This window comes from Rhizobium sp. AG207R (assembly GCF_027109195.1).
GTDB lineage: Bacteria > Pseudomonadota > Alphaproteobacteria > Rhizobiales > Rhizobiaceae > Rhizobium > Rhizobium dioscoreae.
Map to the genome: position 1 here is coordinate 112,006 of NZ_JAEPVT010000009.1, position 25,960 is coordinate 137,965.

The 25,960-nt window shown below is 58.9% G+C and carries 23 protein-coding genes; 19 read left to right on the forward strand and 4 right to left on the reverse strand.

Annotated elements, in window-relative coordinates; all coding sequences use genetic code 11:
- Window positions 1-25 precede the first annotated feature (25 nt).
- Both JJQ51_RS21785 and JJQ51_RS21790 read right to left on the reverse strand, forming a co-directional pair.
- The gene (locus JJQ51_RS21785; RefSeq protein WP_112721370.1) at window positions 26-745 is read right to left on the reverse strand and encodes a glycerophosphodiester phosphodiesterase; all 720 of its coding nucleotides are present in this window, start codon (window positions 743-745) and stop codon (window positions 26-28) included.
- Window positions 745-1,212 (reverse strand): RidA family protein, encoded by a 468-nt coding sequence (locus tag JJQ51_RS21790; RefSeq protein WP_092715564.1) that lies wholly within the window; start codon window positions 1,210-1,212, stop codon window positions 745-747. The genes JJQ51_RS21785 and JJQ51_RS21790 overlap by 1 nt, the downstream gene beginning before the upstream one ends.
- Before the next feature lie 135 nt (window positions 1,213-1,347).
- Here JJQ51_RS21790 and JJQ51_RS21795 point away from each other — a divergent pair, with 135 nt between their 5' ends.
- The 18 genes from JJQ51_RS21795 (at window position 1,348) to lpxB (ending at window position 21,076) form a co-directional block, all read left to right on the forward strand.
- Window positions 1,348-2,175: a cell envelope integrity EipB family protein gene (locus JJQ51_RS21795; RefSeq protein WP_113333708.1), complete on the forward strand. Its 828-nt coding sequence runs from the start codon at window positions 1,348-1,350 to the stop codon at window positions 2,173-2,175.
- Window positions 2,176-2,378: 203 nt separating this feature from the next.
- Window positions 2,379-3,458 carry a toxic anion resistance protein gene (locus JJQ51_RS21800; protein WP_113352598.1) on the forward strand — a complete coding sequence of 360 codons (1,080 nt, stop codon included), beginning with the start codon at window positions 2,379-2,381 and terminating at the stop codon, window positions 3,456-3,458.
- Window positions 3,459-3,462: 4 nt separating this feature from the next.
- Window positions 3,463-5,037: a VWA domain-containing protein gene (locus JJQ51_RS21805; protein WP_269245327.1), complete on the forward strand. Its 1,575-nt coding sequence runs from the start codon at window positions 3,463-3,465 to the stop codon at window positions 5,035-5,037.
- A 106-nt stretch (window positions 5,038-5,143) separates the two neighbouring features.
- Window positions 5,144-5,761 (forward strand): 5-bromo-4-chloroindolyl phosphate hydrolysis family protein, encoded by a 618-nt coding sequence (locus tag JJQ51_RS21810; protein ID WP_113352596.1) that lies wholly within the window; start codon window positions 5,144-5,146, stop codon window positions 5,759-5,761.
- Window positions 5,761-6,867 carry a substrate-binding domain-containing protein gene (locus JJQ51_RS21815; protein WP_113352595.1) on the forward strand — a complete coding sequence of 369 codons (1,107 nt, stop codon included), beginning with the start codon at window positions 5,761-5,763 and terminating at the stop codon, window positions 6,865-6,867. The genes JJQ51_RS21810 and JJQ51_RS21815 overlap by 1 nt, the downstream gene beginning before the upstream one ends.
- 189 nt (window positions 6,868-7,056) lie before the next feature.
- Window positions 7,057-7,824 carry a 30S ribosomal protein S2 gene (gene rpsB, locus JJQ51_RS21820; protein WP_047633284.1) on the forward strand — a complete coding sequence of 256 codons (768 nt, stop codon included), beginning with the start codon at window positions 7,057-7,059 and terminating at the stop codon, window positions 7,822-7,824.
- A gap of 272 nt (window positions 7,825-8,096) precedes the next feature.
- Window positions 8,097-9,023, forward strand: a complete 927-nt coding sequence (gene tsf, locus JJQ51_RS21825; protein WP_069612087.1) for a translation elongation factor Ts — start codon at window positions 8,097-8,099, stop codon at window positions 9,021-9,023.
- 238 nt (window positions 9,024-9,261) lie between these two features.
- Window positions 9,262-9,981 (forward strand): UMP kinase, encoded by a 720-nt coding sequence (gene pyrH / locus JJQ51_RS21830; protein WP_069612088.1) that lies wholly within the window; start codon window positions 9,262-9,264, stop codon window positions 9,979-9,981.
- 56 nt (window positions 9,982-10,037) lie between these two features.
- The gene (gene frr, locus JJQ51_RS21835) at window positions 10,038-10,598 is read left to right on the forward strand and encodes a ribosome recycling factor (protein WP_095434804.1); all 561 of its coding nucleotides are present in this window, start codon (window positions 10,038-10,040) and stop codon (window positions 10,596-10,598) included.
- A 67-nt stretch (window positions 10,599-10,665) separates the two neighbouring features.
- Window positions 10,666-11,454, forward strand: coding sequence for an isoprenyl transferase (locus tag JJQ51_RS21840; RefSeq protein ID WP_267904002.1), 789 nt, complete (start codon window positions 10,666-10,668; stop codon window positions 11,452-11,454).
- On the forward strand, window positions 11,454-12,287 hold the full coding sequence (locus JJQ51_RS21845) for a phosphatidate cytidylyltransferase (RefSeq protein WP_113352593.1): 834 nt from the start codon (window positions 11,454-11,456) through the stop codon (window positions 12,285-12,287). Before JJQ51_RS21840 ends, JJQ51_RS21845 begins: the two co-directional genes overlap by 1 nt.
- 125 nt (window positions 12,288-12,412) lie before the next feature.
- The gene (rseP, locus tag JJQ51_RS21850) at window positions 12,413-14,086 is read left to right on the forward strand and encodes an RIP metalloprotease RseP (RefSeq protein ID WP_113352592.1); all 1,674 of its coding nucleotides are present in this window, start codon (window positions 12,413-12,415) and stop codon (window positions 14,084-14,086) included.
- Window positions 14,087-14,283: 197 nt separating this feature from the next.
- Window positions 14,284-16,617: an outer membrane protein assembly factor BamA gene (gene bamA / locus JJQ51_RS21855; RefSeq protein ID WP_113352591.1), complete on the forward strand. Its 2,334-nt coding sequence runs from the start codon at window positions 14,284-14,286 to the stop codon at window positions 16,615-16,617.
- Window positions 16,618-16,668: 51 nt separating this feature from the next.
- The gene (gene lpxD, locus JJQ51_RS21860) at window positions 16,669-17,736 is read left to right on the forward strand and encodes a UDP-3-O-(3-hydroxymyristoyl)glucosamine N-acyltransferase (RefSeq protein ID WP_113352590.1); all 1,068 of its coding nucleotides are present in this window, start codon (window positions 16,669-16,671) and stop codon (window positions 17,734-17,736) included.
- Window positions 17,729-18,202, forward strand: coding sequence for a 3-hydroxyacyl-ACP dehydratase FabZ (fabZ, locus tag JJQ51_RS21865; protein ID WP_069612095.1), 474 nt, complete (start codon window positions 17,729-17,731; stop codon window positions 18,200-18,202). The genes lpxD and fabZ overlap by 8 nt, the downstream gene beginning before the upstream one ends.
- Window positions 18,199-19,014, forward strand: coding sequence for an acyl-ACP--UDP-N-acetylglucosamine O-acyltransferase (lpxA, locus tag JJQ51_RS21870; protein WP_113352589.1), 816 nt, complete (start codon window positions 18,199-18,201; stop codon window positions 19,012-19,014). The genes fabZ and lpxA overlap by 4 nt, the downstream gene beginning before the upstream one ends.
- A gap of 2 nt (window positions 19,015-19,016) precedes the next feature.
- Window positions 19,017-19,898 carry an LpxI family protein gene (locus JJQ51_RS21875; RefSeq protein ID WP_113352588.1) on the forward strand — a complete coding sequence of 294 codons (882 nt, stop codon included), beginning with the start codon at window positions 19,017-19,019 and terminating at the stop codon, window positions 19,896-19,898.
- Window positions 19,895-21,076 (forward strand): lipid-A-disaccharide synthase, encoded by a 1,182-nt coding sequence (gene lpxB, locus JJQ51_RS21880; RefSeq protein ID WP_113352587.1) that lies wholly within the window; start codon window positions 19,895-19,897, stop codon window positions 21,074-21,076. The genes JJQ51_RS21875 and lpxB overlap by 4 nt, the downstream gene beginning before the upstream one ends.
- A gap of 27 nt (window positions 21,077-21,103) precedes the next feature.
- Here lpxB and gltA read toward each other — a convergent pair whose 3' ends face one another.
- Window positions 21,104-22,393: a citrate synthase gene (gene gltA / locus JJQ51_RS21885; protein WP_015339806.1), complete on the reverse strand. Its 1,290-nt coding sequence runs from the start codon at window positions 22,391-22,393 to the stop codon at window positions 21,104-21,106.
- Between the two features lie 281 nt (window positions 22,394-22,674).
- Between gltA and JJQ51_RS21890 the strand changes: the two genes are divergently transcribed.
- Complete coding sequence (locus tag JJQ51_RS21890; RefSeq protein WP_269245328.1) at window positions 22,675-25,152, forward strand: ComEC/Rec2 family competence protein; 2,478 nt, start codon at window positions 22,675-22,677, stop codon at window positions 25,150-25,152.
- Here the strand turns inward: JJQ51_RS21890 and lexA are convergent.
- Window positions 25,133-25,855, reverse strand: coding sequence for a transcriptional repressor LexA (gene lexA, locus JJQ51_RS21895; protein ID WP_113352585.1), 723 nt, complete (start codon window positions 25,853-25,855; stop codon window positions 25,133-25,135). The genes JJQ51_RS21890 and lexA overlap by 20 nt on opposite strands.
- Between the last annotated feature and the right edge of the window lie 105 nt (window positions 25,856-25,960).

Below are 25,960 nucleotides of genomic sequence, written 5' to 3' on the forward strand. Positions count from 1 at the left end.
AGCCTCTTCTTCAATCGATGCCGATTTACGAGGCCAGGCGCGGATCAAAACCTTCGAAGGTCATCTGGTCTGCATTGGCAAATGTATGTTTGCGGGCCGCTTCGTCGCGCACGGTCCAGGTGATGACCGGAATACCGCGCTGGCGTTGCGCCGTAACAAAGGGGTTCGGCAGGTGGCCGTAGAAGTACGAGATGAAGTCTAGCCCAAGATGCATGGCTTCGTCATGCTGAAAAAACGTCTCAGGCTTGTTTCCTTCAGCCGTCAGTCCGACAGGGTAGGGCGCTTCCAGCGCCTTGAGGTCCTTGAGCAGCCAATGATCGAAGCTCATCAGCGCCACATGCCCCTTGTAGCCTTCCAGCACTTCGAGCACGGATTCGGCAAAGCCATCGTCATCGCCTTCGCGCCCTTTCAGCTCCAGCACGAGCGGCACCTTGCCGTCGCAGAGCCGCAGGAGCTGCTTCAGCGTCGGGATCTTGTCCTTGGTACCGCCGACCGACAGCAGCCCGAGCTCGGCCGAGGTGCGTTCGCGCACTTCGCCCGGCAGATTGCAGACGCGCTGGAGGTCGTCGTCATGAAAGACCACCGGAACGCCGTCGGAGGCGTAGTGCAGGTCGCACTCGATGGCAAAGCCCGCCTCGATGGCGCGGCTGAAGGCGGAGAGTGTATTTTCCCAGACTTCCTTGTTCATGTCATGATAGCCGCGGTGAGCGACTGGACGCTCGGTCAACCAGGCAAGCTTGCTCATTATGCAATTTCCAGAATGGCATCGATTTCAACGGCGGCATTGAGCGGCAGGGCGGCCATGCCGACGGCGGCGCGGGCATGCTTGCCGGCTTCGCCAAGCACGTTTGCCAGAAGATTGGATGCGCCGTTGATCACAAGGTGTTGTTCGACGAAATCGGGCGTCGAGGCGACGAAGCCGTTGAGCTTGATCAGCCGCTTGATCCGGCCGAGATCGCCGCCGAGGGCAGCTTTCGCCTGGGCGAGAATATTGATGGCACAAAGCTCGGCCGCCCGCTGCCCGCCGGCAACATCGACATCCTTGCCGAGATGACCCGTGACGCCGATCTTGCCGTTTTCCATCGGCAGCTGTCCCGACAGGTAGAGAAGATTGCCGCTGATGACATAGGGAACGTAGTTGGCGGCCGGTGCTGCAGCTTGCGGCAGAACGATGCCGAGTTCCTTCAGGCGGCCCTCGATAGCGTCGGACATTATTCATCTCCCGTTTTGTTGTAAAAACTTCAAAAATCCGGCATCAAGACTAAATTCGGTCACTTAGGATCGGCAGCCTCGTTCAGCCGAAAGCGTTCTTATAACATCGCGTGCGAGTCCAACAGGAGATAATGAATGTTCCGCTCGAGTCTTGCTGCTACCGTCGTTTCGGGCCTGAGCATTCTGTCACTGGGAACCTCGGCAGCCCATGCTGCCGGTCCGAGCGGGCTGATCGCGCATCGCGCCGTCTATGATCTTGAACTGAAGGATGCCTCCGATCGCTCCGGCATCTCCGGCATGGTCGGCCGCATGGTCTATGAGTTCGAAGGCTCCGATTGCACCGGATTCACCACCAATTTCCGCTTCGTGACGAAGATCGATACGGGGGACTCAACGCGCGTCAGCGACCAGCAGACGACGACCTTCGAGGATCTCGGCAAGCGGCTGTTCCGCTTCGAGACCAAGTCCTATACTGACAGCCAGCTCGACAAGGATGTGCGCGGCGCCGCAAGCGACGACCAGAAGGGCATCAAGGTCGACCTCACCCAGCCGCAGAACAAGCAGGTCCAGATCATCGAGAGCCGTTTCCCGACGGAGCACATGCTCGACATCATCCACAACGCCAAGCTCGGCAAGAACTTTTTCGAGGCGCAGGTTTTCGACGGTTCCGACGATGGGGACAAGCCGCTGATCGCCACCACCGTCGTCGGCAAGGAACAGACGCCGGCGACCGATGATCCCGATGCCGACAAGGCTGGCGCCTTCTCCAAGACGCCTTTTTGGCCGGTGACCGTGGCTTATTTCAACGAAAAGTCCACCGGCGACGCCATGCCCGTCTACCGGATGTCCTTCAAGCTCTACGAAAACGGTATCACGCGCGACCTCACCATGGATTATGGTGACTTCGTGCTGACCGGCAAGCTCACCAAGCTTGAAGTTCTCGGTACGAAGGCGTGCCAATAGACTCTCGTTCAACGTGCAAAACCTCTGTCATAAAACTGTGATCCAAGTTTCACTATTGTGTGAAACGATCGACACGCAGAAGTAAGTGCATATTCCCTCTGCTTCGATCTGAAATTGTAGTGGGGCGCGCGAGGGCATCGTCTTGGGGCGATTGGCAATTTTTGCGGTCGGCTCCCGAGTCTATGGACGAGAAAGCACGACCTATGAGCAATACCGGTATCTCCACGAGTTCCAATAACACGCTGCCGGTCGTCACGGCCGATCCGGCGGAAATCGCCCGCATCGGCGACAGCATAGATCTGACCGACAGGGCCGGCATTTCCGTCTATGGCGACCGTGCCCAGCAGGCCGTTTCCGATTATTCCGATCGTATCCTGCGCGAGGTGCGCAACCGCGATCTCGGCGAAGTCGGCAAGTTGCTGACCGATATCATCGTCAAGTCGAAGAAGCTCGATCCTGCCTCGTTGAAGGACGAGGGCTTTCTATCGCGGATGTTTTCCTCGTTCAGGGCGAAGCTGGAGCGTTTCAAGGAGCAGTTCGAGGACGTGGCTGGCCAGATCGACCGCATCGGACTGGAGCTTGATCGCCACAAAGACATTCTGCGCCGCGATATCGCTCTCCTCGATGACCTGCATGAGGAGACCAAGCAATCCATCGTACAGCTCGACGCCTATGTGCAGGCTGGAAAGACGTTTGCCGAGCGCTTCCGCGCGACGGAGCTTCCCCGGCTGAAAAGTGCCGCTGATGCGGCTTCGGCCAATCCCGGCGGCGGCATGCTGGAAGCGCAGGTCTATCAGGACAGCCTCCAGGCTCTCGACCGGTTGGAAAAGCGGGTCTTCTACCTGCAGCAGGCGCGCCAACTCGGCATTCAGCAATTGCCGCAGATCCGTATCGTTCAGGCCGGTGACGAAACCCTGATCGAGAACCTGCAGGCGACGTCGGCACTGACCGTGCCGGCCTGGAAGCAGAAGATGGTGATCCTGCTGGGCCTGACCCAGCAGAAGTCCGCGCTCGAACTGCAGAGGACCGTCACCGACGCCACCAACGACATGATCCGCCAGGCATCGAAAATGATGAAGGATCAGGCGATTGCCATAGAACAGCAATCGCAGCGCGGTATCGTCGACATCGACACGCTTGCTGCCGCCAACCGCGATCTGATCGACACGATCGGTGGCGTCCTGAAGGTGCAGGAGGATGGCCGCGCCAAGCGGGCCGAGGCCGAGCAGCGAATGCAGAAAATGACCATTGAGCTCAAGAAGGCGATGATCGAGGCGCGGTGAACCCATGGCAATCCGCACTTTTGCTACCGCGCTGACGCTGGCAGGCACACTCCTGTTGAGCAGCTGCAATGTCGGCGAGCAGGTCTCGAAATTCTCGATCATTTCCGGTTCTGAAAACACCGTCCTGCAGCCGATCGTCGAAGAGTTCTGCAAGGAGAAGAAGGCGACTTGCAGCTTCAGCTATGAGGGTACGCTGGATATCGGTCTGGCACTCCAGAGCGAACAGGGCGTCGAACAGGATGCCGTCTGGCCGGCGTCGAGCGTCTGGGTCGATATGTTCGACACCAAGCGTCGCGTGAAGTCGCTGACATCGGTCGCGCAGATGCCTGTTATTCTCGGCGTGCGCAAATCCAAAGCCGAGGCGCTCGGCTGGGTCGGCAAGCCGGTCTATATGAAGGACATACTGGCGGCAGTGAAAAGCGGTTCGCTGAAGTTTCTCATGACATCGGCCACGCAATCCAATTCCGGCGCCAGTGCCTATCTTGCCATGCTGTCGAGTGCGCTCGGCAACAAACCGGTGATAGAGCCGGGCGATCTCGACAAGCCGGATGTCCAGAGCACGGTTCGCGCGCTGCTTGGCGGTGTGGAGCGTTCTTCGGGCTCGTCGGGCTGGCTTGCAGATCTCTATACCGACTCCGCCGGCAAGGGTGTGCTTTACGACGCCATGTGGAATTACGAAGCGATTCTGAAGGAAACCAATGACAAGCTTGCCGGCATGGGCAAGGAGCCACTCTATGCCATCTACCCCGCCGATGGCGTCGTCGTCGCCGATTCGCCTATCGGCTTTGTCGATCATGGGCGAGGGCAGGAGCTCGAGACCTTCTTCAACCAGCTCGTCGACTATCTGCGTTCCGCGCCAGTGCAGAAACGCATTGCCGATACGGGTCGCCGCATCCCGCTCTCCGATATTGCCGCCAAGCCGGACCTGACTTGGAATTTCGATCCGACCCGGATCGTGACGGCCATCCGCATGCCGGAGCCTGCCATGATCCGCCAGGCGCTTGATCTTTATCAGGTGGCGCTGCGCAAGCCTTCGCTGACGGCTCTCTGCCTCGATTTTTCCGGCTCGATGGCGGGCAAGGGCGAAGAACAGCTTCAGGCGGCCATGCAATTCCTGTTCAACCCGGAAGAAACAGGCAAGGTCCTGGCGCAATGGACGCCAGCCGATCGCATCCTGGTCATTCCCTTTGACGCCAATGTGCGCACCACGATCGAGGCGACCGGGAGGCCCGATCAGCAAAAGATGTTGGTCGAAAGGGTCTCGCGTCAGCATGCGGGTGGAGGTACTGATATGTATGCCTGTGCGAGCAAGGCGCTCGACTGGATGAAGTCGACGCAAGAGCTGTCATCCTACTTGCCCGCGATCGTCATCATGACGGATGGAAAATCCGATGATGGCAATGGCTATTTCATGAGCCGCTGGGCATCTGTAAGCCCGCATGTGCCAGTGTTCGGCATCACCTTCGGCGATGCCGACAAGCGGCAGCTCGATGCCCTCGCGCAGGAGACCTCGGCGCGCGTCTTCGAGGGCCGTGGTGATCTGGTCAGCGCATTCCGGGCGGTGCGCGGCTATAACTAGAGCATTTCTGTTCTGACCGGAGTCACAGAAATGCTCTATCTCTTTCTTTTCACGCAATTCCAGCCAAACCGCTTCGCGCTTTTGCTGGAATTGCTCTAGGACGATAATGCGCAATTGGTTCGGCAATGACTGGAATTGGATCGTGGCGGGGCTTGCCGCCGCGATCGTCGTTCCCGTGCTCAGCTTTCTTGCCGGCATGCCGATATGGATTGCCGCCATCATCGGTCTTTTGGTCTTCGTCGGCCTGATTTTCGTCCTTGCACCTAAGCGCATGTTCGAGGGGCTGGATGCGAAGGCGATCGGCAGGGGGCGTCTGGAGTTCGCCCGCGACCTGTTGAGCACGGCTGCTCCCGCGGCCGAAAGGCTGGAAGCATCGGCCAACCAGATCGGCAGCAAGGATGTGGCAAAACGGGTGCGGCATCTGGCGGAGATCGCCGCGGACGTCTTTGCGAAGGTGGAAGCCAATCCGGAAAGCGCCGGCACCGTCAGGCGGTTCCTCAGCTACTATCTGCCGCGGGCCGCGGAGGTGGCGGAGGGCTTTGCCGTCATCGAAGCGAAACGCCAGCCGGATGTTGCGCGCCTTCAGGAGGTCGGTCTCGTTCTGACCAAACTGGAAGATGCTTTCGTACACTATTCCGACAGCCTGATCGAAGACAGGCTCGATACGCTTGATACGGAGCTGCGCCTCATACAGGCCTCACTCAAAGAGGATATAGGACGCTGATGGCCATTTCTCGCCGCGCTTTTGGAGTAGGGCTTCTTGCCGCCGGTGTCGCAGGGACCGGAGGCTATTTCGCCGTCAAGGACAGGCCGGAGCTGCAGGGGCTGCTCGGCAACAGCAGCAAGCTCTTCGGCTTCATCGGCGGCGAGAAGGAGGCATTCCTTGCCGATGCCGACGTGGTATCGGCACTGCACAGTCATGGCCTTGAGATCAACAGCCGCGTCGCAGGCTCCGTGGAAATGGTGCGGGAGCAGGCGCTTCTGTCGCAGAATCCCGCCTTCCTCTGGCCATCCTCGTCGATCATGGTCGATATCGCCCGGCAGAATAGCATTAAGATCCGCAACGACCGCGTCATCCTCAACACGCCCGTCGTCGTCTATTCCTGGCAGCCGGTCGTCGATGGATTGACCAAGGCGGGGCTCGTCAACACGACGCCGGAGGGGCAGCACCAGCTTGATCTCAAGGCGCTGCTGGATGCCGTGCTTGCCGGCACGAACTGGTCGAAGCTCGGTGTCAACTCGCTCTATGGCCAGGCCCGAATCGTGTCGACCGATCCGAATCGCTCCAATTCCGGCTTCATGTTTTCCGGCCTGGTGCTCAGCCTCCTGAGCGGCAACGTCGCAGGCCCGGACGCTCTGGCGCAGTTCGGGGACAAGGCCCAGGCGATCTTCCGCAACATGGGTTTCAAGTCGTCTTCGTCGGGCAAGTTGTTCGAACAGTATCTCGCGGGCGGCATTGGCGGCGAACCGATGATCGTCGGCTATGAGAATCAGCTGGTGGAATGGATCATCGCCGATCCGCAGCGTTGGAAGAGAGTTCAGGCGAGCAACAGCGCCAAGCCCGTCGTGCTCTATCCGCATCCAACCGTCTATTCCGCGCATCCGTTGATCGCGATCGACGAACAGGTCGATCGCATGATCGAAGCTCTCGTCAGCCCGCGATTGCAGGAGCTCGCCTGGACCAGGCACGGTTTCCGCGGACCGCTCGGCACCGCGACCGGCGATGCCGACAATGCCATCGCCGGCCTGCTGCCGGCCGAGATCGATGCCGTATTGCCTATGCCGGATGCCAATGTCATGCTGGCGCTTCTTGATAAATTGGCCAGCTGAGGGCATGGCGAGATTGCTTTTTTGATCCAAAAGCCTTGCATTGCAAGCGAATCGCAGGTATGGGCACCCGCATTCCACACGTAAGGCATGGGATTGTCCGGGAGAAATCCGGATTTTTCCGCCCGGTGGCATTCTCGAAGAGGATGCTGTTCGCCTTGCGGAGGTTCAACCGGAAAAGGATACAAAGGCATGGCATTGCCCGATTTTTCTATGCGCCAGCTTCTCGAAGCAGGTGTTCACTTCGGTCACCAGACGCACCGCTGGAACCCGAAGATGAAGCCGTACATTTTCGGCGATCGTAACAACATCCACATCATCGACCTCGCCCAGACGGTTCCGATGCTGAGCCGCGCTCTGCAGGTTGTCAGCGACACCGTTGCTCGCGGCGGCCGCGTCCTGTTCGTCGGCACCAAGCGCCAGGCGTCCGAACTGATCGCCGACAGCGCGAAGCGTTCGGCTCAGTACTACGTCAACGCCCGCTGGCTCGGCGGCATGATGACTAACTGGAAGACGATCTCCAACTCGATCCAGCGCCTGCGCAAGCTCGACGAAATCCTCTCCGGCGAAGCCCAGGGCTTCACCAAGAAGGAGCGTCTGAACCTCGAGCGCGAGCGCGAAAAGCTCGACAAGGCCCTCGGCGGTATCAAGGACATGGGCGGCACGCCGGACCTGATGTTCATCATCGACACCAACAAGGAAAAGATCGCAATCGACGAAGCCAAGCGCCTCGGCATCCCGGTCGTCGCCATCATCGACTCGAACTGCGATCCGGACCTGATCGACTATCCGATCCCGGGCAACGACGACGCCTCGCGCGCCATCGCTCTTTACTGCGACCTGATCTCGCGTGCTGCCATCGACGGTATCGCTCGCCAGCAGAGCGCATCGGGCCGTGACCTCGGCGCTTCCGAAGAAGCTCCGGTCGAGCCGACCCTGGCGGACGGCACCGAAGCCTGATCGCGCCAAGTGGCGGGCAGAAGATTGCCCGCCCAAGCGCATTGATATCCGGGATAAGGCCGTTTGCGACTTCAAGAAGTTCGAGCGGCCTTATCGCGTTTTTGATAACGCCTCGCCTGGGCGGAAAATCCAGGCATGTTCCAATCAAGAATTCCACAGTATGACGCGGTTTCATAACGCTGTCATACTTACGGGTACATTTCGTCCCTCAAATCGGTGCCGCTTCGGCTCAAGCCGTTTGCCGCACCGTATGAACCGACAAGAGGAAGCTTATGACCGAGATTACGGCTGCACTGGTGAAAGAACTGCGCGAAAAGTCTGGCGCAGGCATGATGGACTGCAAGAAGGCGCTGACCGAGACGAACGGCGATATCGAAGCCGCGATCGACTGGCTGCGCGCCAAGGGCATCTCCAAGGCCGACAAGAAGTCCGGCCGCACCGCCGCTGAAGGCCTGATCGCCATTGCCGGCGCTGGTCACAAGGCCGTTGTTGTCGAGCTCAACTCCGAAACCGACTTCGTTGCCCGTAACGATGCCTTCCAGGACCTCGCTCGCGGCATTGCCGAAGTTGCGCTGTCCACCGACGGTACCGTTGAAGCCATTTCGGCTGCGACCTATCCCGCATCCGGCAAGCCGGTCGCCGACGCCATCAAGGACGCGATTGCTACCATCGGCGAGAACATGACGCTCCGTCGTGCCGCCAAGCTGGAAGTCGAGCATGGCGTTGTGGCGACCTACATCCATAACGCTGCTGGCGACGGTATCGGCAAGCTCGGCGTTCTGGTCGCCCTGAAGTCGGTCGGTGACAAGGCTGTTCTGACCTCGATCGGCCGCCAGATCGCCATGCACATCGCTGCTACGAACCCGCTGGCTATCCGCGCCGAAGAAGTCGACGCAGCCGTCGCCGAGCGCGAACGCAACGTCTTCATCGAACAGTCCCGCGAATCCGGCAAGCCGGAAGCCATCATCGAAAAGATGGTCGAAGGCCGTATGCGCAAGTTCTTCGAGGAAGTCGCTCTTCTCTCGCAGGCTTTCGTCATCAATCCGGACCTGACGGTCGGTGCTGCCCTCAAGGAAGCTGAAAAGACCGCCGGCGCCCCGATCGAAATCACCGGCATGGCCCGCCTGCTGCTCGGCGAAGGCGTCGAGAAGGAAGAAAGTGACTTCGCCGCAGAAGTTGCGGCTGTCGCCAAAGGCTGATCTGAGGATTTCCAGGAAAATTGCGTAGCGGTTTTCCGTTCGGAATGCGTAAGGAAACAAAACGATAGGGCTTTTCCGCAATTTGAAGAGGTGCGGAAAAGCACGGTCGAAAAGAGACATATCTCGGTTTGGTGAAACCATATCAGGGAAAACGTATGGGCATCGCGTGACAACGCGGTGCCCTTCGTGTATCCGGCTTTCACAATCATTCCCCCGGTGATCACTTCAAGGAGCTACGATGTCCCAGCCGATCTACAAGCGCGTGTTGCTCAAGGCCTCTGGTGAAGCTCTGATGGGCAGCCAGGGTTTTGGTATCGATGTCACCGTCGCCGACCGGATTGCCGGTGATATCGCACAGGCGCGCGCCATGGGTGTCGAAGTCGGCGTCGTAGTCGGCGGCGGCAATATCTTCCGCGGGGTAGCCGTGGCTTCCAAGGGCGGTGACCGCGTGACCGGCGACCATATGGGCATGCTGGGCACCGTCATCAATGCGCTGGCGCTGGCGACCTCGCTGCGCAAGCTCAATATCGATACCGTCGTGCTCTCGGCCATCTCCATGCCGGAAATCTGCGAAAGCTTCTCGCAACGCGCCACGCTCTACCACCTCTCGCTCGGCCGCGTGGTCATCTTCGCCGGTGGCACCGGCAATCCGTTTTTCACGACGGATTCTGCAGCTGCGCTGCGTGCCGCCGAAATGGGCGCTGAAGCGATCTTTAAGGGAACGCAGGTCGATGGCATCTATTCCGCCGATCCGAAGAAGTTCCCCGATGCCGAACGCTTCGATCATCTGACCCATAGTCAGGTGCTCGAAAAGGGGCTGGCCGTCATGGACGTCGCCGCCGTGGCGCTTGCACGCGAAAACTCCATTCCGATCGTCGTCTTCTCCATACACGAGAAGGGCGGCTTTGCGGAAATCTTGACCGGCGGCGGCCGCAAGACCATCGTATCAGACAACTGACATTCCTGTGACGCCGGGTCAGCCCCGGTGTCGCCTCATTACAGGGGAGTATAGACATGAGTGAAGCCAGCGATCTCAAGGAACTGAAGCGCCGCATGGATGGCGCCATTGCGGCATTCAAGAGCGACATAGCCTCACTGCGCACCGGGCGCGCATCCGCCAACATCCTCGATCCTGTGACGATCGAAGCCTACGGCTCGCGCATGCCGCTGAACCAGGTGGCCAATATCACCGTGCCGGAGCCGCGCATGCTGACTGTGTCGGTGTGGGACAAATCGATGGTCAGCGCTGTCGAGCGCGCCATCCGCGAATCCAATCTCGGCCTCAATCCGATCGTCGATGGCCAGAACCTGCGCATCCCGCTGCCGGAACTCAACGAAGAGCGTCGCCGTTCGCTGGTGAAGGTCGCGCATGAATATGCCGAAAAGGCGAAGGTGGCGATTCGCCACGTGCGCCGTGATGGCATGGATGGCCTCAAAAAGGCCGAAAAGGATGGCGTAATCGGTCAGGACGAGAGCCGCTCTCTCTCTGAACGTGTGCAGAAGATGACGGATGAGACGATTTCGGAAATCGACCGCTTGCTAGCCGACAAAGAAAAGGAAATCATGCACGTCTGATCGCATGCTGGGGAGTGTCGCGCTTTCGATTTTCGCAATATTGAAAGCGGTGGCTGCGCCCTAGATTATGAGGCCAGAGCATCTTTCCGCCGAACGAAACCGGACCCATATGTCAGCTCCTACGTTCTCTGTCGTACCTGAACACGTTGCCATCATCATGGATGGCAACGGACGCTGGGCCAATGCGCGCGGTCTGCCGCGCACCATGGGCCACCGCAAGGGCGTGGAGGCGGTTCGGGAGACGGTGCGGGCTGCCGGCGATATCGGCATAAAATATCTGACGCTGTTCGCCTTCTCCTCGGAGAACTGGCGCCGGCCCGAGGCGGAGGTGAGCGATCTCCTCGGCCTCCTCAAGGCCTTCATCCGGAGGGACCTTGCCGAGCTTCATCGCCAGAATGTGCGCATCCGCGTCATCGGCGATCGCAGCGGCCTGCGTGGCGATATCCTGCCCTTGCTGCTCGAGGCAGAGGAGACCACTAGGAACAACACGGCCCTGACGCTGATCATTGCCTTCAACTATGGCTCGCGTGACGAAATCACGCGTGCCTTCGTAAGTCTTGCCAAGGATGTCGAAGCCGGAAGGCTGCGCCCGCAGGACATTACTTCGGACCTGGTCGATGCCCGTCTCGACACGGCCGGTATTCCCGATCCGGATCTCATCATTCGCACGAGCGGCGAAGAGCGGCTCTCGAATTTCCTGCTCTGGCAGGCCGCTTATTCGGAGTTCATGTTCGTGCCGGACTACTGGCCCGATTTCAGCCGCGAGCTCTTCTTCTCGGCGTTGGAGAAATATGCTGCGCGCGACCGGCGTTTTGGCGGCCTTTCCGCCAAGCAGGCGGCGGCCGTGGGGTCCTGATGAGCCGCGAACTCAGGCTGCGCATTATTTCCGGCATCATTCTCGCCGCCATCGTTCTTGCTGCCACCTGGTATGGCGGCTCAGGCTTTCGTCTGCTGGCCGCCGTGATCGGTCTGCTCGTCTATTATGAATGGTCGACGATATCGGATCTGCATGGCCGCGATCCTCAGGGAAACGCGCTCGGCTGGCTTGGGCTCGTATTGATCGCCGGTGCGACGGCTTTAAGCGAATCCGTCTACTCCATCGAGGTTCTGGCCGCCTTCGTTGCTGTTACCGCGATCATGGTCGCCATACGTGGAAAGAGCTGGTGGCTGCCGGGCGGCATATTCTATTCCGGATTGACGGCAATTGCCCTTGCCGAGATCCGTGATGACGATTTTCGCGGCTTCGTGCTGATGCTGTTCGTCTTTGCCACGGTATGGGCGACGGACATCTTTGCCTATTTCGTCGGCCGCGCTATCGGGGGGCCGAAGCTTGCGCCGAGCATATCGCCGGGCAAGACCTGGTCGGGCGCCATCGGCGGTGCTATCGCGGCCGTCATCGCGGGAACGGCGGTCGTGTGGAGCTTCTTTTCAGCCGAAGACCTGTGGATTCCTCTTCTTGCCCTGGTGCTTTCCGTCTGCAGTCAGATTGGTGACCTGTTCGAATCGTTCGTCAAGCGCAAGTTTGGTGTGAAAGACTCGAGCCATCTGATTCCCGGACATGGCGGCGTCATGGATCGGGTCGATGGACTAATTTTTGCTTGTTTTGCAGCGTTTTTGTTGGCTATCGTAATAACGCTGACAATGAGCGGCGAGACCTTTTCATTGGGTGGCGTTCTGCTCGGGGTCTGATACTGGAGCAATTCCAGGAAAAGTGCGCAGCGGTTTTCCGTCTGGAATTGCGAGAAAACAGAAAGATGGAATGGTTCGGAGCTTCCGTGAAAGCTGAACCGCTCTAACACGAACAGGATCGTTGCATGGGTAGCGCGGCTGGCTTCATCGGTTTCTTGACGAACAACGTCATCACATTTGTCTTTGTGCTGTCGTTGCTCGTTTTTGTGCACGAGATGGGCCACTATCTGGTCGGTCGTTGGTCGGGCATTCGCATCATGGCTTTTTCGATCGGCTTCGGGCCGGAGATTGCCGGATTTACCGATACACACGGTACGCGCTGGAAGCTCTCCCTCATTCCGCTCGGCGGTTATGTGCGATTCTTCGGCGACGAGGACGCCTCCAGCAAGACCGATGTGGATCAGCTCTCGGCGATGACGGAGGAGGAGCGCGCCCAATCCTTCGCCGGAGCCAGGCTCTGGAAGCGGGCTGCAACCGTTGCGGCCGGACCGATCGCCAATTTCCTGCTCGCCATTGTAATCTTCGCAGTCCTTTTCAGCGTTTACGGCCGCACGGTTGCCGATCCGGTCGTGGCCATGGTGACGCGCGACGGTGCTGCCGCGGAGGCTGGCATCGAGCCAGGCGACCGCCTGATCGCCGTCGATGGCAACAAGGTGACGACTTTCGATGAAGTGCAGCGCTATGTCGGCCTGCGCCCGGGCCGCACTATAGTACTGACCGTCGACCGCGACGGCCAGAATCGCGATTTCCGGATCGTTCCGAAACTGGTCGAGGACACCGATCAGTTCGGCAACAAGATGGAAATGGGTCGTATCGGTATCGCGCTCGTCGATCCGGTGGTGACTGCGGTGGAACCGGCCGGACCCGCGGCAAAGGCCGGTGTGCAGGCGGGAGACCGTCTGATTGCTGTCGATGGCAATAATGCCGCTACTTATTACGATATCGGCCGTTATATCGCCGAGCGCCCCGGCAAGAGCATCGTGCTGACCATCCAGCGCGATGGCGTGATCCGCGATTTGCCGATCGTGACCGCAACATTGACGGATACGGACGCATCCGGAAACAAGAAGGATGTCGGCAGTATCGGCATCGCCCCGATCGATCCGTTGATCGCGTCGATTGGGGCTGACAGTCCGGCTCAGACGGCGGGCTTGGAACTTGGTGACCGCATTCTTTCTGTGGATGGACGGGAGATCGGCTCTGTCGGCGAAGTGCAGCGTTATGCGGCTGCCCATGCCGACAAGCCCATGGCACTGTCGATCGAGCGTAATGGCCAGACCCGTGACGTATCGGTGACGCCGAGAAAGTCGGAGGAGACCGATGTCTTCGGCGCACGGACGGAGATTGCCACGATCGGCATCAGCGATGGTCAGAAGCCGATCAGGCTGCGTTACGAGGCTTATGGGCCGCTGCAGGCGCTTACCGAAGGTGTGAAGCAGACTGGCAGTATCGTTTCCGGCACTTTCGAATATCTCGGCAACGTCATCGGCGGATATATGAAGGCCGATCAGCTCGGCGGGCCGATCCGGGTTGCACAACTCTCCGGGCAAATGGCAACTCTGGGTTTTGCCGCGGTGCTCCAATTCGCCGCCATACTTTCTGTTTCAATAGGGTTATTAAATTTGATGCCCGTCCCGGTACTTGATGGCGGCCATCTGATGTTCTATGCGATTGAAGCCGTAAGGGGAAAACCTCTGGGTGCACGAGCGCAGGATATCGCTTTCCGGATTGGATTTGCGATGGTGCTCTCACTCATGGTGTTTGCAACCTGGAACGATATTAGTTCCAGAATAGGCTAGTGGGGCGACGAGAGGAAAATTACGATTTATTTACGATGTTTCAAAGCCGTAGTGGCGAATGAGCCACGCTTTGAAATGAAGTAAACAGAAATTAACGTGCTCCCTTGCTTGTATGTCAAAAGCGGGTAAAACGACACACGTGGCCGGAATCGGGTTCGCTCGGGGCTGGGGACGATTGAAAAAAGGTAAGAAGTGAAATGAAGGCTGGTTCAAAATTTTTGAACGCAGTGTCGGCGGTAGCGCTGTCTGCAGGTGTTGTTGCGTCGGGCGCTGGTGTGATCACCCTTGCCTCTGCTTCTGTCGCTGAAGCAGCTGTTATTCAGCGGGTTGACGTTCGCGGTGCTGGACGCGTCGGCGAGACAGCCGTTCGCGATAATATCACGATCAAGCCCGGCAAGAGCTTCTCCGCCAGTGACATTGATGCTTCGGTGAAGCAGCTCTATGCCACCGGATATTTCTCTGATGTCCACATTACCGTTTCGGGTAGCACGCTGGTTGTATCGGTCAGCGAAAACAAGCTCATCAACGCCGTGGTCTTCAACGGCAACCGCAAGATCAAGGACGACAAGCTTCAGGGCATCGTCCAGACACATGCTGCCGGCCCGTATAACGAGGCGACCATTCAGGCTGATGTCAAGACCATCAAGGATGCCTATGCATCCATTGGTCGTAACGATGTGCAGGTGACGACGCAGACCGCCGAAGTCGCGCCGGGTCGTCTGAACGTGGCTTTCGTCATCAACGAGGGCGAGCGTACCAAGATCGACAAAATCAATTTCTCGGGCAACCAGGCCTATGGCAGCGGTCGCCTTGCTTCGGTCATCGGCACGAAAAAGAGCAACTTCCTGTCGTTCCTGACGCGCAAGGACGTCTACAGCCCCGAACGTCTGCAGGCCGACCAGGATCAGCTGCGTCAGTTCTACTACAATCACGGTTATGCCGACTTCCGTGTCGTCAGTGCCGATGCGACGCTGAACGAGCAGAGCAACGAATACACGCTGAATTTCAACGTCGACGAAGGTCCGCGTTATACTTACGGCGATATCAACGTCATCTCGACCGTCGAAGGTATCAATGCCGACGAGCTGAAAGGCCTTGTCATCACCCACAAGGGCGATGTCTACAGCGCCAAGGATATCCAGACTTCGATCGAGAACATTTCCAAGCGCGTCGCGGCTGCCGGCTATCCGTTCGCCCGCATCACGCCGCGCGGTAACCGCGATCTGTCCGGCCACACCATCGGCATCGAATATCTGGTCGACCAGGGCGAGCGCGCCTATGTCGAGCGTATCGAAATCCGTGGCAACACCCGCACGCGTGACTACGTCATCCGCCGCGAGTTCGACCTGAACGAAGGCGATGCCTTCAACCAGGAAATGATCACGCGTGCGAAGCGTCGCCTCGACGCGCTCGGCTATTTCACCAAGGTCGATATCTCGACGGCTCAGGGCAGTGCTCCGGACCGCGTCGTCGTCATCGTCAACGTCGAAGACCAGCCGACGGGCTCCTTCGGTATCGGCGCCGGTTACGCCGTTGGCAACAATGGCGGCTTGCTTCTGGAAGCTTCAGTTGAAGAAAAGAACTTCCTCGGTCGCGGTCAGTATATCCGCCTCGCCGCAGGTGCCGGTACGGAAGGTAATCGTACCTACAACATCTCGTTCACTGAGCCTTATTTCCTCGGTTATCGTCTGGCTGCCGGTTTCGATATCTTCAAGAACCAGACGTCGAGCGACGATTACTACGACTATTCGGAAGAAGGCTTCTCGCTGCGCGTCACCGCGCCGATTACCGAGAACCTGGCAACGACACTGCGCTACAACTACAAGCGCTTGACTTACGACGGCACGAACGATTGGCAGAACAACCTTTCGGCTCCGTATCTCAACCTTGTTGAGAACGGTCCGTGGGTACAGTCGACGGTTTCGCAGACCTTCACCTACAACACACTTGATGATCAGAACCTTCCGCGTGAAGGCATCATCGCCAAGTTCACGCATGAATTTGCGGGCCTCGGCGGCGATTCTGACTTCTACAAGTTGAGCGGTAAGGCTCGTTACTACCAGATGATCAGCGATGAAGCCGATATCATCGGCTCGCTGACGGTGGGTGCCGGCTACGTGATGCCGACGAATGGCAAGCTGAACGTCTTCGATCAGTTTACGCTCGGCGGCCGTGAAATCCGCGGCTTCGAGAATGCTGGTATCGGTCCGCGTTCGTCGCATGGCGATCCGCTCGGTGGTACGACCTACTTCACCGCTTCGGCTGAAGCGAGCATGCCGATGCCGGGCGTTCCCCAGGATATCGGCCTGCGTATCGCAGCCTTCGCTGATGCAGGCACGCTCTACGGCAACAAGGCGAATCTCTTTGGCGATACGCTTCATAACGACAGCTCGATCCGTGCATCGCTCGGTGCCGGTCTGATCTGGTCTTCGCCGTTCGGTGTCATCCGTGTTGACTACGCCGTGCCGGTCTTGAAGGAAGATTACGACAAGACCGAGAATTTCCGGTTTGGCATCGCCAACCAGTTCTGATATCGGCAGTCCAGAACTGCGGGCTTGAACACCGTTCTGGAGCTGGTGCTTATGGAACATACTGGTTTTTTCCCGCCCCATGGTGGCGTCAGCTTGAAACAACTGGCTGAGCATCTTGGGGCGGAACTGGCTGATACGACCTCTTCGGAGGTCGTCATCAGATCTATCGCTCCCGTCTATCGGGCAGGCGAGGGTGACGTTTGTTATATCCTTTCCCGAAAGAATCGCGCCGAGCTGGAGACTTGCAAGGCTTCAGCCATCATTTGCCTTCCGGCGCTGAAGTCTTTCGTTCCCGATCACATCCCGGTACTTCTGTCGAAGAAGCCGCATACGGATTTCGCCATTGCCGGTGCGCTGCTGCATCCTCAAGCCATGCGGCCGGTTACGTTCACGGCGAATCCGCTCGTGATTTCCCCCGCTGCGACCATCGATGCGACCGCTAAGCTAGAGGCCAATATCGGCATCGAGCCCGGTGCGATCGTCGGCCCTGGTGCGGAGATCGGCGAGGGGACCTATATCGGCCCTAATGCCCTCATCGGGCCGGGTGTCAAGATTGGGCGTAATTGCAGCATCGGCGGCGGTGCGAGTGTGCTCTGTGCCTATCTCGGCAATGGCGTCATCATCCACAATGGCACGCGCATCGGCCAGGACGGTTTTGGCTATGCGCCGGGACCGCGCGGCATGGTCAAGATCGTGCAGATCGGCCGCGTGATCATCCAGGACAATGTCGAGATCGGCGCCAATACAACGATCGATCGCGGCACCATGGATGATACCGTGATCGGCGAAGGTACGAAGATCGACAATCAGGTCCAGATCGGACATAACGTCCGCATCGGTCGCCATTGTGCTATCGTCAGCCAGGTCGGCATTGCCGGCAGCACGGTGATCGGCGATGGCGTGCAGATCGGCGGGCAGGCGGGCCTCAACGGGCATATCCACATTGGCGACGGCGTGCAGATCGGTGCCAAGAGCGGCGTGATGAACAGCATCCCGGCGGGCGAGCGCTATGCGGGTCTACCTGCGCGGCCGCTATGGGATTTTCTAAGGGAATCGGCGGAGATCGCGAAGCGGTCAGGAGCCAGAGACAAGAAAGACGGGAGTGCGGAGCATGACTGAGGAAGCCAAGACGTCGCTGTCGTCGGCTGACATCATTGAAATTATGAAACTTTTGCCGCATCGCTACCCCTTCTTGATGGTCGACAAGATCATCGAGATCGATAGCGATAATTCCGCGATCGGCATCAAGAACGTGACGGCGAACGAGCCGCAATTCACCGGACATTTCCCGGAATCGCCGATCATGCCGGGCGTGTTGCTCATCGAGGGAATGGCGCAGACAGCCGGCGCGATCTGCGCCCGCAAGGACGGCATCGGCGGTAACCTCGTTTACTTCATGACGATCGACAACGCCCGCTTCCGCAGGCCGGTCGTTCCGGGCGACCGTGTCGAATTCCACGTCGTCAAGCAGAAGCAGCGTGGGACCATCTGGAAGTTCCATTGCGATGCCAAGGTCGACGGTTCTCTGGTCGCCGAGGCCGATATCGGTGCGATGATCGTACGGAAGGATCAGGAACAGGCATGAGCAGCATCGCAAAGAGCGCCCGCATTCATAAGCTGGCGGTTGTCGAAGACGGCGCGGTCATCGGCGAGAATGTTGTTGTCGGCCCGTTCTGCTATGTCGGTCCCAAGGTCGTGCTGCATGACGATATTCAGTTGCTCAATAATGCCGTTGTGACCGGTCGTACGACAATCGGCAAGGGAACGAAGATCTTTCCGATGGCTGTTGTCGGTGGCGATCCGCAGAGCGTCCATCATCACGGCGAGGAAACGACGCTTGATGTCGGCGAGAACTGCACGATCCGCGAAGGCGTGACGATCAATACCGGTACGGCCGATTACGGCGGCAGGACGATTGTCGGCAACAACAACCTGTTCCTTGCCAACTCGCATGTCGCTCACGACTGCCGCGTCGGAAACAATGTCATCATGTCGAATAACGTCATGTTGGCCGGACATGTCACCATCGAAGATCGCGCCATTCTTGGCGGCGGCTGCGCGGTGCACCAGTTCACCCGTATCGGCCGCCAGGCCTTCATTGGTGGTCTTACGGCTGCGAGCTACGATGTCATTCCCTATGGCATGCTGAACGGAAATCCGGGCGTGCTCTCCGGGCTGAATGTCGTCGGGATGAGCCGCGCAGGGATTGATCGTGCCGTCATCCACCGCGTTCGCCGCGCCTACAAGAGCATCTTCGAAGGCGAAGGTTCCATCCGCGACAATGCAGCGGCTATCCGCGAGGAATATGCCGATTGCAAGGAAGTGATGGAAATTCTCGATTTCATTGCTGCCGATAGCGATCGCGCGCTTTCATCGCCGAATCGCGGCAAGAGCTGAGGGTGGTTTCGACCAGCGAAAACGGCAAGGGTAGACTGGCGATCATCGCAGGCAGCGGGCTTTTGCCGGTTTACGTCGCCGACGCCGCTCGGCAGGCCGGTGAAAACCCCGTCATCATCGCTTTGACTGACGAGGCGGACCGCGATTGGTCCGCCTTCGATCATGCCAATCTCGGTGTCGGCAATTTTGCCGGTCTCGAAGCAATGTTCCGCCGACATGGCGTCGATCGCGTCGTCATGTCGGGCGGCGTGGCGCGGCGCCCCTCCTGGCGGCAGGTGCATCCGACCTGGCGCGTCATCAGGGAATTGCCCTCGACCATCCGCACGCTTCTTTCGGGCGGCGACAATGCCGTCCTGCAGATGGTCATTCGCCTGATCGAAGCCGGTGGCGTTCGCGTCGTTGGCGCGCATGAAATCGCGCCCGACCTTTTGGCGACGACCGGGCCGCTTGGAAAATTCTCGCCAGCGGAAGAGGATCTGCGCGATATTGCACAGGGTGCGAAGGCGGCCGATGCGCTGGGATTTCTGGATGTGGGGCAGGGCGCGGTCAGCGTCGGCGGCCGTGTCGTTGCGCTTGAAGGTGCCGAAGGCACGGACAAGATGATCGAGCGGGTTGCCGAACTGCGCGCGGCTGGGCGCATTTCCACCCGTCGGCGCGGTGTACTCGTCAAGCTCTGCAAGCCGCAGCAGGATATCCGGGCCGACTTGCCGTCAATCGGCGTCTCCACGATGTTGAATGCCAAGAAGGCAGGGTTAGCTGGTGTCGCCGTCGAAGCTGGCCGAGCTTTGATCCTCGATCGCCAGGCTGTGATCGCCGCTGCCGACGAGGCCGGTATTTTTGTCTGCGGCATCGATCGTGGCCTGAGCGCGGAGGGCTTCATGTGAGCGCAGCGCCCTTGAAGCTTGCCGTCGTTGCCGGCGAAGTCTCCGGCGATCTGCTGGGCGGCGATCTCGTCGCGGCCCTGAAGCGACGCCATGATGGTCCGGTCGAGCTGGTCGGGGTAGGCGGCGAGGCGCTGGAGGCGCAAGGTCTGCGCTCGCTCTTCGATTATTCCGAACTCTCAATCATGGGTTTCATCCAGGTCATCAAGCGATTGCCGAAGCTGCTGGCCCGCATCCGGCAGACGGCGGATGCGATTATTGCTGCAAAGCCGGACGTGCTTGTGATCATCGACAGCCCCGATTTCACGCATCGCGTTGCCAAGCGGGTGCGCAAGGCTTTGCCCGATCTGCCTGTTATCGATTACGTCTGCCCCAGCGTCTGGGCGTGGAAAGAATATCGCGCACAGCAGATGCTTGCCTATGTCGACCATGTGCTGGCCGTCTTGCCGTTCGAGCCTGCTGCCATGAAGCGCCTGGGCGGTCCGGCAACCACTTATGTCGGCCACCGCCTGACGGTCGACGCCAATCTTGCGGAGACGCGACGTCAGCGCGCCTTGCGCGGTCTGGCCGGCGCCGATGTGGCGAAGACGATCCTGCTTTTGCCCGGATCGCGTGCATCGGAGATCCGGCAACTCCTTCCGGTTTTTGAGCGGGCTACCGAAGAACTTAGCCGGAGAAATGATAATGTTCGTTTTCTGCTGCCGACCGTGCCGCGGCAGGAGGCGGTGGTTCGCTCTTTGACCGCCAATTGGCAGGTCAAGCCGGATATACTCGTCGGCCAAGATGCCAAATGGAGTGCCTTTGCCAAGGCGGATGCCGCCATGGCAGCCTCCGGAACGGTGATCCTGGAGCTGGGGCTTGCGGGCGTTCCGGTCGTCTCGACCTATAAGACGGAATGGCTGGCGAAATTCGTGCTGTCGCGCATCAAGATCTGGACGGCCGCCTTGCCGAACCTCATCGCCGACTATGCTGTACTGCCTGAGCTCATCAACGATGTTCTGCGGCCGGGCATGCTGGCACGTTATATGGAGCGCCTGTCGAGCGACACACCGGAGCGTGCGGCGATGCTTGCTGGCTACGATCTGGTCTGGGAACGGATGCAGACGGAGGAGCCGCCTGGCGACAAGGCTGCGCAGATTGTTCTGGACGTTCTAGCCCATAAAAAAACCGGTCATCTCTGACCGGTTTTTTTGTTTCAATACCGAAGCTTAGCGCTTGGAAACAGGCACATATTCGCGCAGCGGAGCGCCGGTGTAGAGCTGGCGCGGACGGCCGATGCGCTGATGCGGATCCTCGATCATTTCGTTCCACTGAGCGATCCAGCCGACGGTGCGGGCAAGAGCGAACAGAACGGTGAACATGGTCGTGGGGAAGCCGAGAGCCTTCAGCGTGATGCCGGAATAGAAGTCGACGTTCGGATACAGCTTCTTCTCGATGAAATATTCATCGGTCAGAGCGATACGCTCCAGTTCGATCGCGATGTCGAGCAGCGGATCGTCCTTGATGCCGAGCTCGCCGAGAACCTCGTGCGCCGTCTTCTGCATGATCTTGGCGCGCGGGTCGTAGTTCTTGTAGACGCGGTGGCCGAAACCCATCAGGCGGAACGGATCGTTCTTGTCCTTGGCGCGGGCGATGAATTCCGGAATGCGGTCGACCGTGCCGATTTCGTTCAGCATGTTCAGCGCAGCTTCGTTGGCGCCGCCGTGAGCCGGTCCCCAGAGGCAGGCAATGCCTGCAGCGATACAGGCAAACGGATTGGCGCCGGAAGAGCCTGCCAGACGAACCGTCGACGTCGAAGCGTTCTGCTCGTGATCGGCATGCAGGATAAAGATGCGGTCCATGGCGCGGGCAAGCACCGGATTGACGACGTATTCTTCGCACGGAACCGCAAAGCACATACGCAGGAAGTTCGACGCGTAGTCGAGATCGTTCTTCGGGTAAACAAAGGGTTGGCCGATATGGTACTTGTACGCCATGGCGGCGAGCGTCGGCATCTTGGCGATCATGCGCAGGCTTGCGACCATGCGCTGGTGCGGATCCGTAATGTCGGTCGAGTCGTGATAAAAGGCGGAAAGCGCGCCAACGCAGCCGCACATGACGGCCATCGGATGTGCGTCGCGGCGGAAGCCGGTGAAGAAGCGCGACATCTGCTCGTGCACCATCGTATGGTGGGTCACGCGATAGTCGAAGTCCTTCTTCTGCGCTGCCGTCGGCAGTTCACCGTAGAGAAGGAGGTAGCAAACTTCGAGGAAATCGCCGTGTTCGGCCAGCTGATCGATCGGATAGCCGCGGTGCAGCAGAACGCCTTCGTCGCCATCGATGTAGGTAATGCTCGACTCGCACGACGCGGTGGAGGTGAAACCAGGATCGTAAGTGAAAGTGGAGGTGTTCTTATAAAGGGCACCAATATCAATGACACTCGGGCCGATGGTTCCGGTCTTGACCGGCAGGTCCACCGTCTTTTCACCCCAAGTTAGTTTCGCGCTTTGTTCCGTCATGCTGATCCTCCAAGATTTGGCGGGATTGACGCCATAAAAAGCGCCAAAAGGTTAAGCGACTACCGACTAGCTATATGATCCCGAGCCTAATGCCAAGTTATCCTAACGCTGAATTGTGCAATGCAGTATCAACTTTTGGGCACTGCAGAAGCGCCTCTAATTATGCTAGGCGGCGAAACCGGCCCAATTGAGCCCTGTTTGCGTCGATTTTGGTTGAATTCATCGCCTGCTAACGGCAAAAATCGCGCAAAAGCTGTAGTTTTGCGTGGGGACGGCGGCGAGTGCCTAATTTGGAGGCATCCGAGCAGCGGAAAGAGGGTGGGGACGTTGCTGCGCTCTCGCAGCCTCGCCCTGTTGTTGCCACGAATATCTTGCCCGCCGAAGTGCCGCGACGGGAACGGACGCAGGACCAGACGCGGCTGACATCCCGGCTATTGCGGGTATCAAGCCGCATTCGGCTTGGCACCTTCGGATTGATCGAAGAGGAGGCGGCCCATGGTCGCGCGGTCCTGCTTGCGCCGATCTATATGGGCCTTGGTGCAATTTTCTGGTTCAAGGCTGGCAGCGATCCGCCTCCACAGGCTGTTCTTGTAGGCCTGTTGGTCTTCACCAGCGGCTTCGCGCTCATGCAGGAGGCAGGCAGGCTGTTTCGCCATCTGCTTTTGGCAGGCATGCTCCTTTGCCTGGGCATGGCGCTGGCGCAATGCGAGAGCTGGCGGGTTTCTACCGTCATGCTCGATTCGGCCGTGACCACGACCGTGACCGGTCAGATCGAACGACGGGAATCCTATGACAATGGACGCTGGCGCTATGTCGTTCGCGTCGAGGCAACGGAAAAACCTTCCATTCGCCGCGCGCCGCAGCGGGTTACGATCTTCGTGCGCAAGCAGGCGGAGCCGTTCGATCTCGGTGATCGCATCCAGGGTAGGGCGCGGTTGACGCCGCCGGCCGGACCGGCCTTGCTTGGTCTCAACGATTTCGCCTTCAGTTCTTATTTCAACGGTATCGGTGCGAACGGCTTTGCCTACGGAACACCGGAATTGCTGTCGCCATCCGGTGACAACGCGGCCGGCTCCTTATTGGATGCGGCCGATATTTGGCTTGCTGGCCTGCGCAACAGCATAGGCGACAGGATCAGGCAAACCTTGCCGGGAGATACCGGCGCCTTTGCCGCGGCGCTTGTCACCGATGAGAGACGCGCAATCTCCAAGAATACGACGGAAGCGCTGAGAATTGCCGGCCTGACCCATATCATTGCAATTTCCGGTCTGAACATGGCGTTGTCGGCCGGCATTTTCTACATCGGCCTACGCTACTTGTTCAGCCTGTTTCCCGGTGTCGCGCAGGCCTGGCCGACCAAGAAGTTCGCAGCCCTCGGTGCGCTTCTCACTGTAACTGCCTATTATCTCATCTCCGGCTTCGGTGTATCCGCCGAGCGGGCCTTCATCATGATGGCGATCATGCTTGTGGCCGTGCTTTTCGATCGGCCATCGATCAGTCTGCGCAATGTCGCACTTTCAGCGATCATCATTCTTGTACTGTCGCCGTCGCAAGTCCTCGGTCCGAGCTTCCAGATGTCCTATGCGGCGACACTGGCGCTGGTGTCGGGCTATTCGCTATGGAAGCGGCGGCGGCATCGCGAAAACATTTTGCCGCGCGTCCGTCTATTGAGTCCGCTATTGTTCGTCATGCGCTTCTTCGCAGGCGTGACGTCGACCTCGTTCATCGGCGGCGCGTCGACGGCTATCTTCTCGATCGAGCATTTTCACCGGTTGGCGACATATGGGCTCGCCGCCAATCTCGCTGCTATGCCCATCGTCTCCTTTATCGTCATGCCATTCGGCATGGCGGCGATGCTGCTCATGCCGCTCGGTCTCGACGGGCCTTTCTGGAAAGTAACCGGCGAGGGACTGGAACTCGTTATCGTGATCGCAAGAACCGTAGCTGGTTGGGGAGGCGACATTACCTTCGGTCGCCAGCCGGCCTGGCTGATGCCGACATTCATTATCGGCTTCCTGATCATGAGCATATTGCGGACCCGGCTTCGTCATCTGGGCCTGCTATTATCGCTCTTGTCCATGGGCTTGGCGGCATTCGGATCTGGCGTACCGAAACCCGACCTGATGATCTCCGAAGATGGCGTCCTAGTCGCATTGCGCCAGGACAATATACTCGCGACCAATCGCGAGAGACCGCAGGCCTTTATTTTCGAACAATGGCAAAAGGCACTGGTTGCGGCGGACCATCAGCCTCCGACCATGCTCCCGGCTGACAGCCGACTTCCACAAATCGGCAAGGCAGATCGTTATAAGCGATTGAACAGTGAAGAACAGAAGGCGGTCCGTATCGCAATGGAAGAAGCCTTGGACCGCACCATGCAAGGCAGTTTCGCCTGCCAGAAAGGAGCATGGTGCGCGGCCATGCTTGAAAACGGCGCGATATTGGTCACTATCGAAAACGCGGCCTACCTGCCTGCGGCTTGCGACACGGGGAACATTATCGTGACGCCAATCCGGCTACGGCTCGACCATTGCCGTTCCGGAGCGATGCTCATAACCGGTGCGACATTGCGTAAAACCGGCTCCATCGAAATGGTGCTTACCGGAGACAAGCCCATCCTCTCAACCGCATTCGAGAACCCGCAGCGTCCCTGGACCAGGCATCGAACCTACGATTGGCGCACCGGCAAATTCGACGCGCCAATTGCGCCCACGTCACCCGCCATCGACAATTCACCGGTCAGTGATAGCGGCGAATAAGGCCAACGAGCTTGCCTTGGACCTTCACGCGATCCGGTCCGAAGATGCGGGTTTCGTATGCCGGGTTTGCAGCCTCAAGCGCGATGGAAGCACCCTTGCGACGGAAGCGCTTCAGTGTCGCCTCTTCGTCATCGACCAGCGCCACGACGATGTCGCCGGGATTGGCCGTCGTCGAATTGCGGATGATGACCGTATCGCCGTCGAAGATGCCGGCATCGATCATCGAATCCCCTCGAACTTCAAGCGCATAATGTTCGCCGGATCCGAGCATGTCGGCGGGAACGGTAATGTCGTGCGTATTGTTCTGGATGGCCGAGATCGGAACACCGGCAGCGATGCGGCCCATCACGGGCACCGACGCCGAGCTATTGTGATCGTCATTTGCCACCTTCGACGGAGCGGGCGGGGCAACGGGCTGCGGCTTTCCGAGGCTGCCCTCGATAACGCTCGGAGAAAAGCCGCGGCGCTGCTGCAGGCTCGGATTATAGGCGTCGGGAAGCTTGATGACTTCGAGCGCTCTGGCCCGGTTCGGCAGCCGGCGGATAAAGCCCCGCTCCTCCAGTGCCGTAATCAGGCGATGAATACCGGATTTCGATGCCAGATCCAGTGCATCCTTCATCTCGTCGAAAGATGGCGGAACCCCGGATTCCTTCATGCGTTCGTGAATGAAGAGAAGCAGTTCCTGCTGCTTGCGCGTCAACATCGTCTTGGAACCCCAGAATCAAGAAAAGCTGTGAAACAAATCCAGAACGGACACTATATGTTCCATATGTGTTCCGCAAGTACTTAAATTTCGGTAAAGCCTTGT

Excerpts from the sequence above, each read along its gene's own strand:
- JJQ51_RS21785 (WP_112721370.1), bottom strand. The coding sequence starts at position 745 with ATGAGCAAGCTTGCCTGGTTGACCGAGCGTCCAGTCGCTCACCGCGGC.
- JJQ51_RS21790 (WP_092715564.1), bottom strand. The coding sequence starts at position 1,212 with ATGTCCGACGCTATCGAGGGCCGCCTGAAGGAACTCGGCATCGTTCTG.
- JJQ51_RS21795 (WP_113333708.1), top strand. The coding sequence starts at position 1,348 with ATGTTCCGCTCGAGTCTTGCTGCTACCGTCGTTTCGGGCCTGAGCATT.
- JJQ51_RS21800 (WP_113352598.1), top strand. The coding sequence starts at position 2,379 with ATGAGCAATACCGGTATCTCCACGAGTTCCAATAACACGCTGCCGGTC.
- JJQ51_RS21805 (WP_269245327.1), top strand. The coding sequence starts at position 3,463 with ATGGCAATCCGCACTTTTGCTACCGCGCTGACGCTGGCAGGCACACTC.
- JJQ51_RS21810 (WP_113352596.1), top strand. The coding sequence starts at position 5,144 with ATGCGCAATTGGTTCGGCAATGACTGGAATTGGATCGTGGCGGGGCTT.
- JJQ51_RS21815 (WP_113352595.1), top strand. The coding sequence starts at position 5,761 with ATGGCCATTTCTCGCCGCGCTTTTGGAGTAGGGCTTCTTGCCGCCGGT.
- rpsB (WP_047633284.1), top strand. The coding sequence starts at position 7,057 with ATGGCATTGCCCGATTTTTCTATGCGCCAGCTTCTCGAAGCAGGTGTT.
- tsf (WP_069612087.1), top strand. The coding sequence starts at position 8,097 with ATGACCGAGATTACGGCTGCACTGGTGAAAGAACTGCGCGAAAAGTCT.
- pyrH (WP_069612088.1), top strand. The coding sequence starts at position 9,262 with ATGTCCCAGCCGATCTACAAGCGCGTGTTGCTCAAGGCCTCTGGTGAA.
- frr (WP_095434804.1), top strand. The coding sequence starts at position 10,038 with ATGAGTGAAGCCAGCGATCTCAAGGAACTGAAGCGCCGCATGGATGGC.
- JJQ51_RS21840 (WP_267904002.1), top strand. The coding sequence starts at position 10,666 with ATGAGGCCAGAGCATCTTTCCGCCGAACGAAACCGGACCCATATGTCA.
- JJQ51_RS21845 (WP_113352593.1), top strand. The coding sequence starts at position 11,454 with ATGAGCCGCGAACTCAGGCTGCGCATTATTTCCGGCATCATTCTCGCC.
- rseP (WP_113352592.1), top strand. The coding sequence starts at position 12,413 with ATGGGTAGCGCGGCTGGCTTCATCGGTTTCTTGACGAACAACGTCATC.
- bamA (WP_113352591.1), top strand. The coding sequence starts at position 14,284 with ATGAAGGCTGGTTCAAAATTTTTGAACGCAGTGTCGGCGGTAGCGCTG.
- lpxD (WP_113352590.1), top strand. The coding sequence starts at position 16,669 with ATGGAACATACTGGTTTTTTCCCGCCCCATGGTGGCGTCAGCTTGAAA.
- fabZ (WP_069612095.1), top strand. The coding sequence starts at position 17,729 with ATGACTGAGGAAGCCAAGACGTCGCTGTCGTCGGCTGACATCATTGAA.
- lpxA (WP_113352589.1), top strand. The coding sequence starts at position 18,199 with ATGAGCAGCATCGCAAAGAGCGCCCGCATTCATAAGCTGGCGGTTGTC.
- gltA (WP_015339806.1), bottom strand. The coding sequence starts at position 22,393 with ATGACGGAACAAAGCGCGAAACTAACTTGGGGTGAAAAGACGGTGGAC.
- lexA (WP_113352585.1), bottom strand. The coding sequence starts at position 25,855 with ATGTTGACGCGCAAGCAGCAGGAACTGCTTCTCTTCATTCACGAACGC.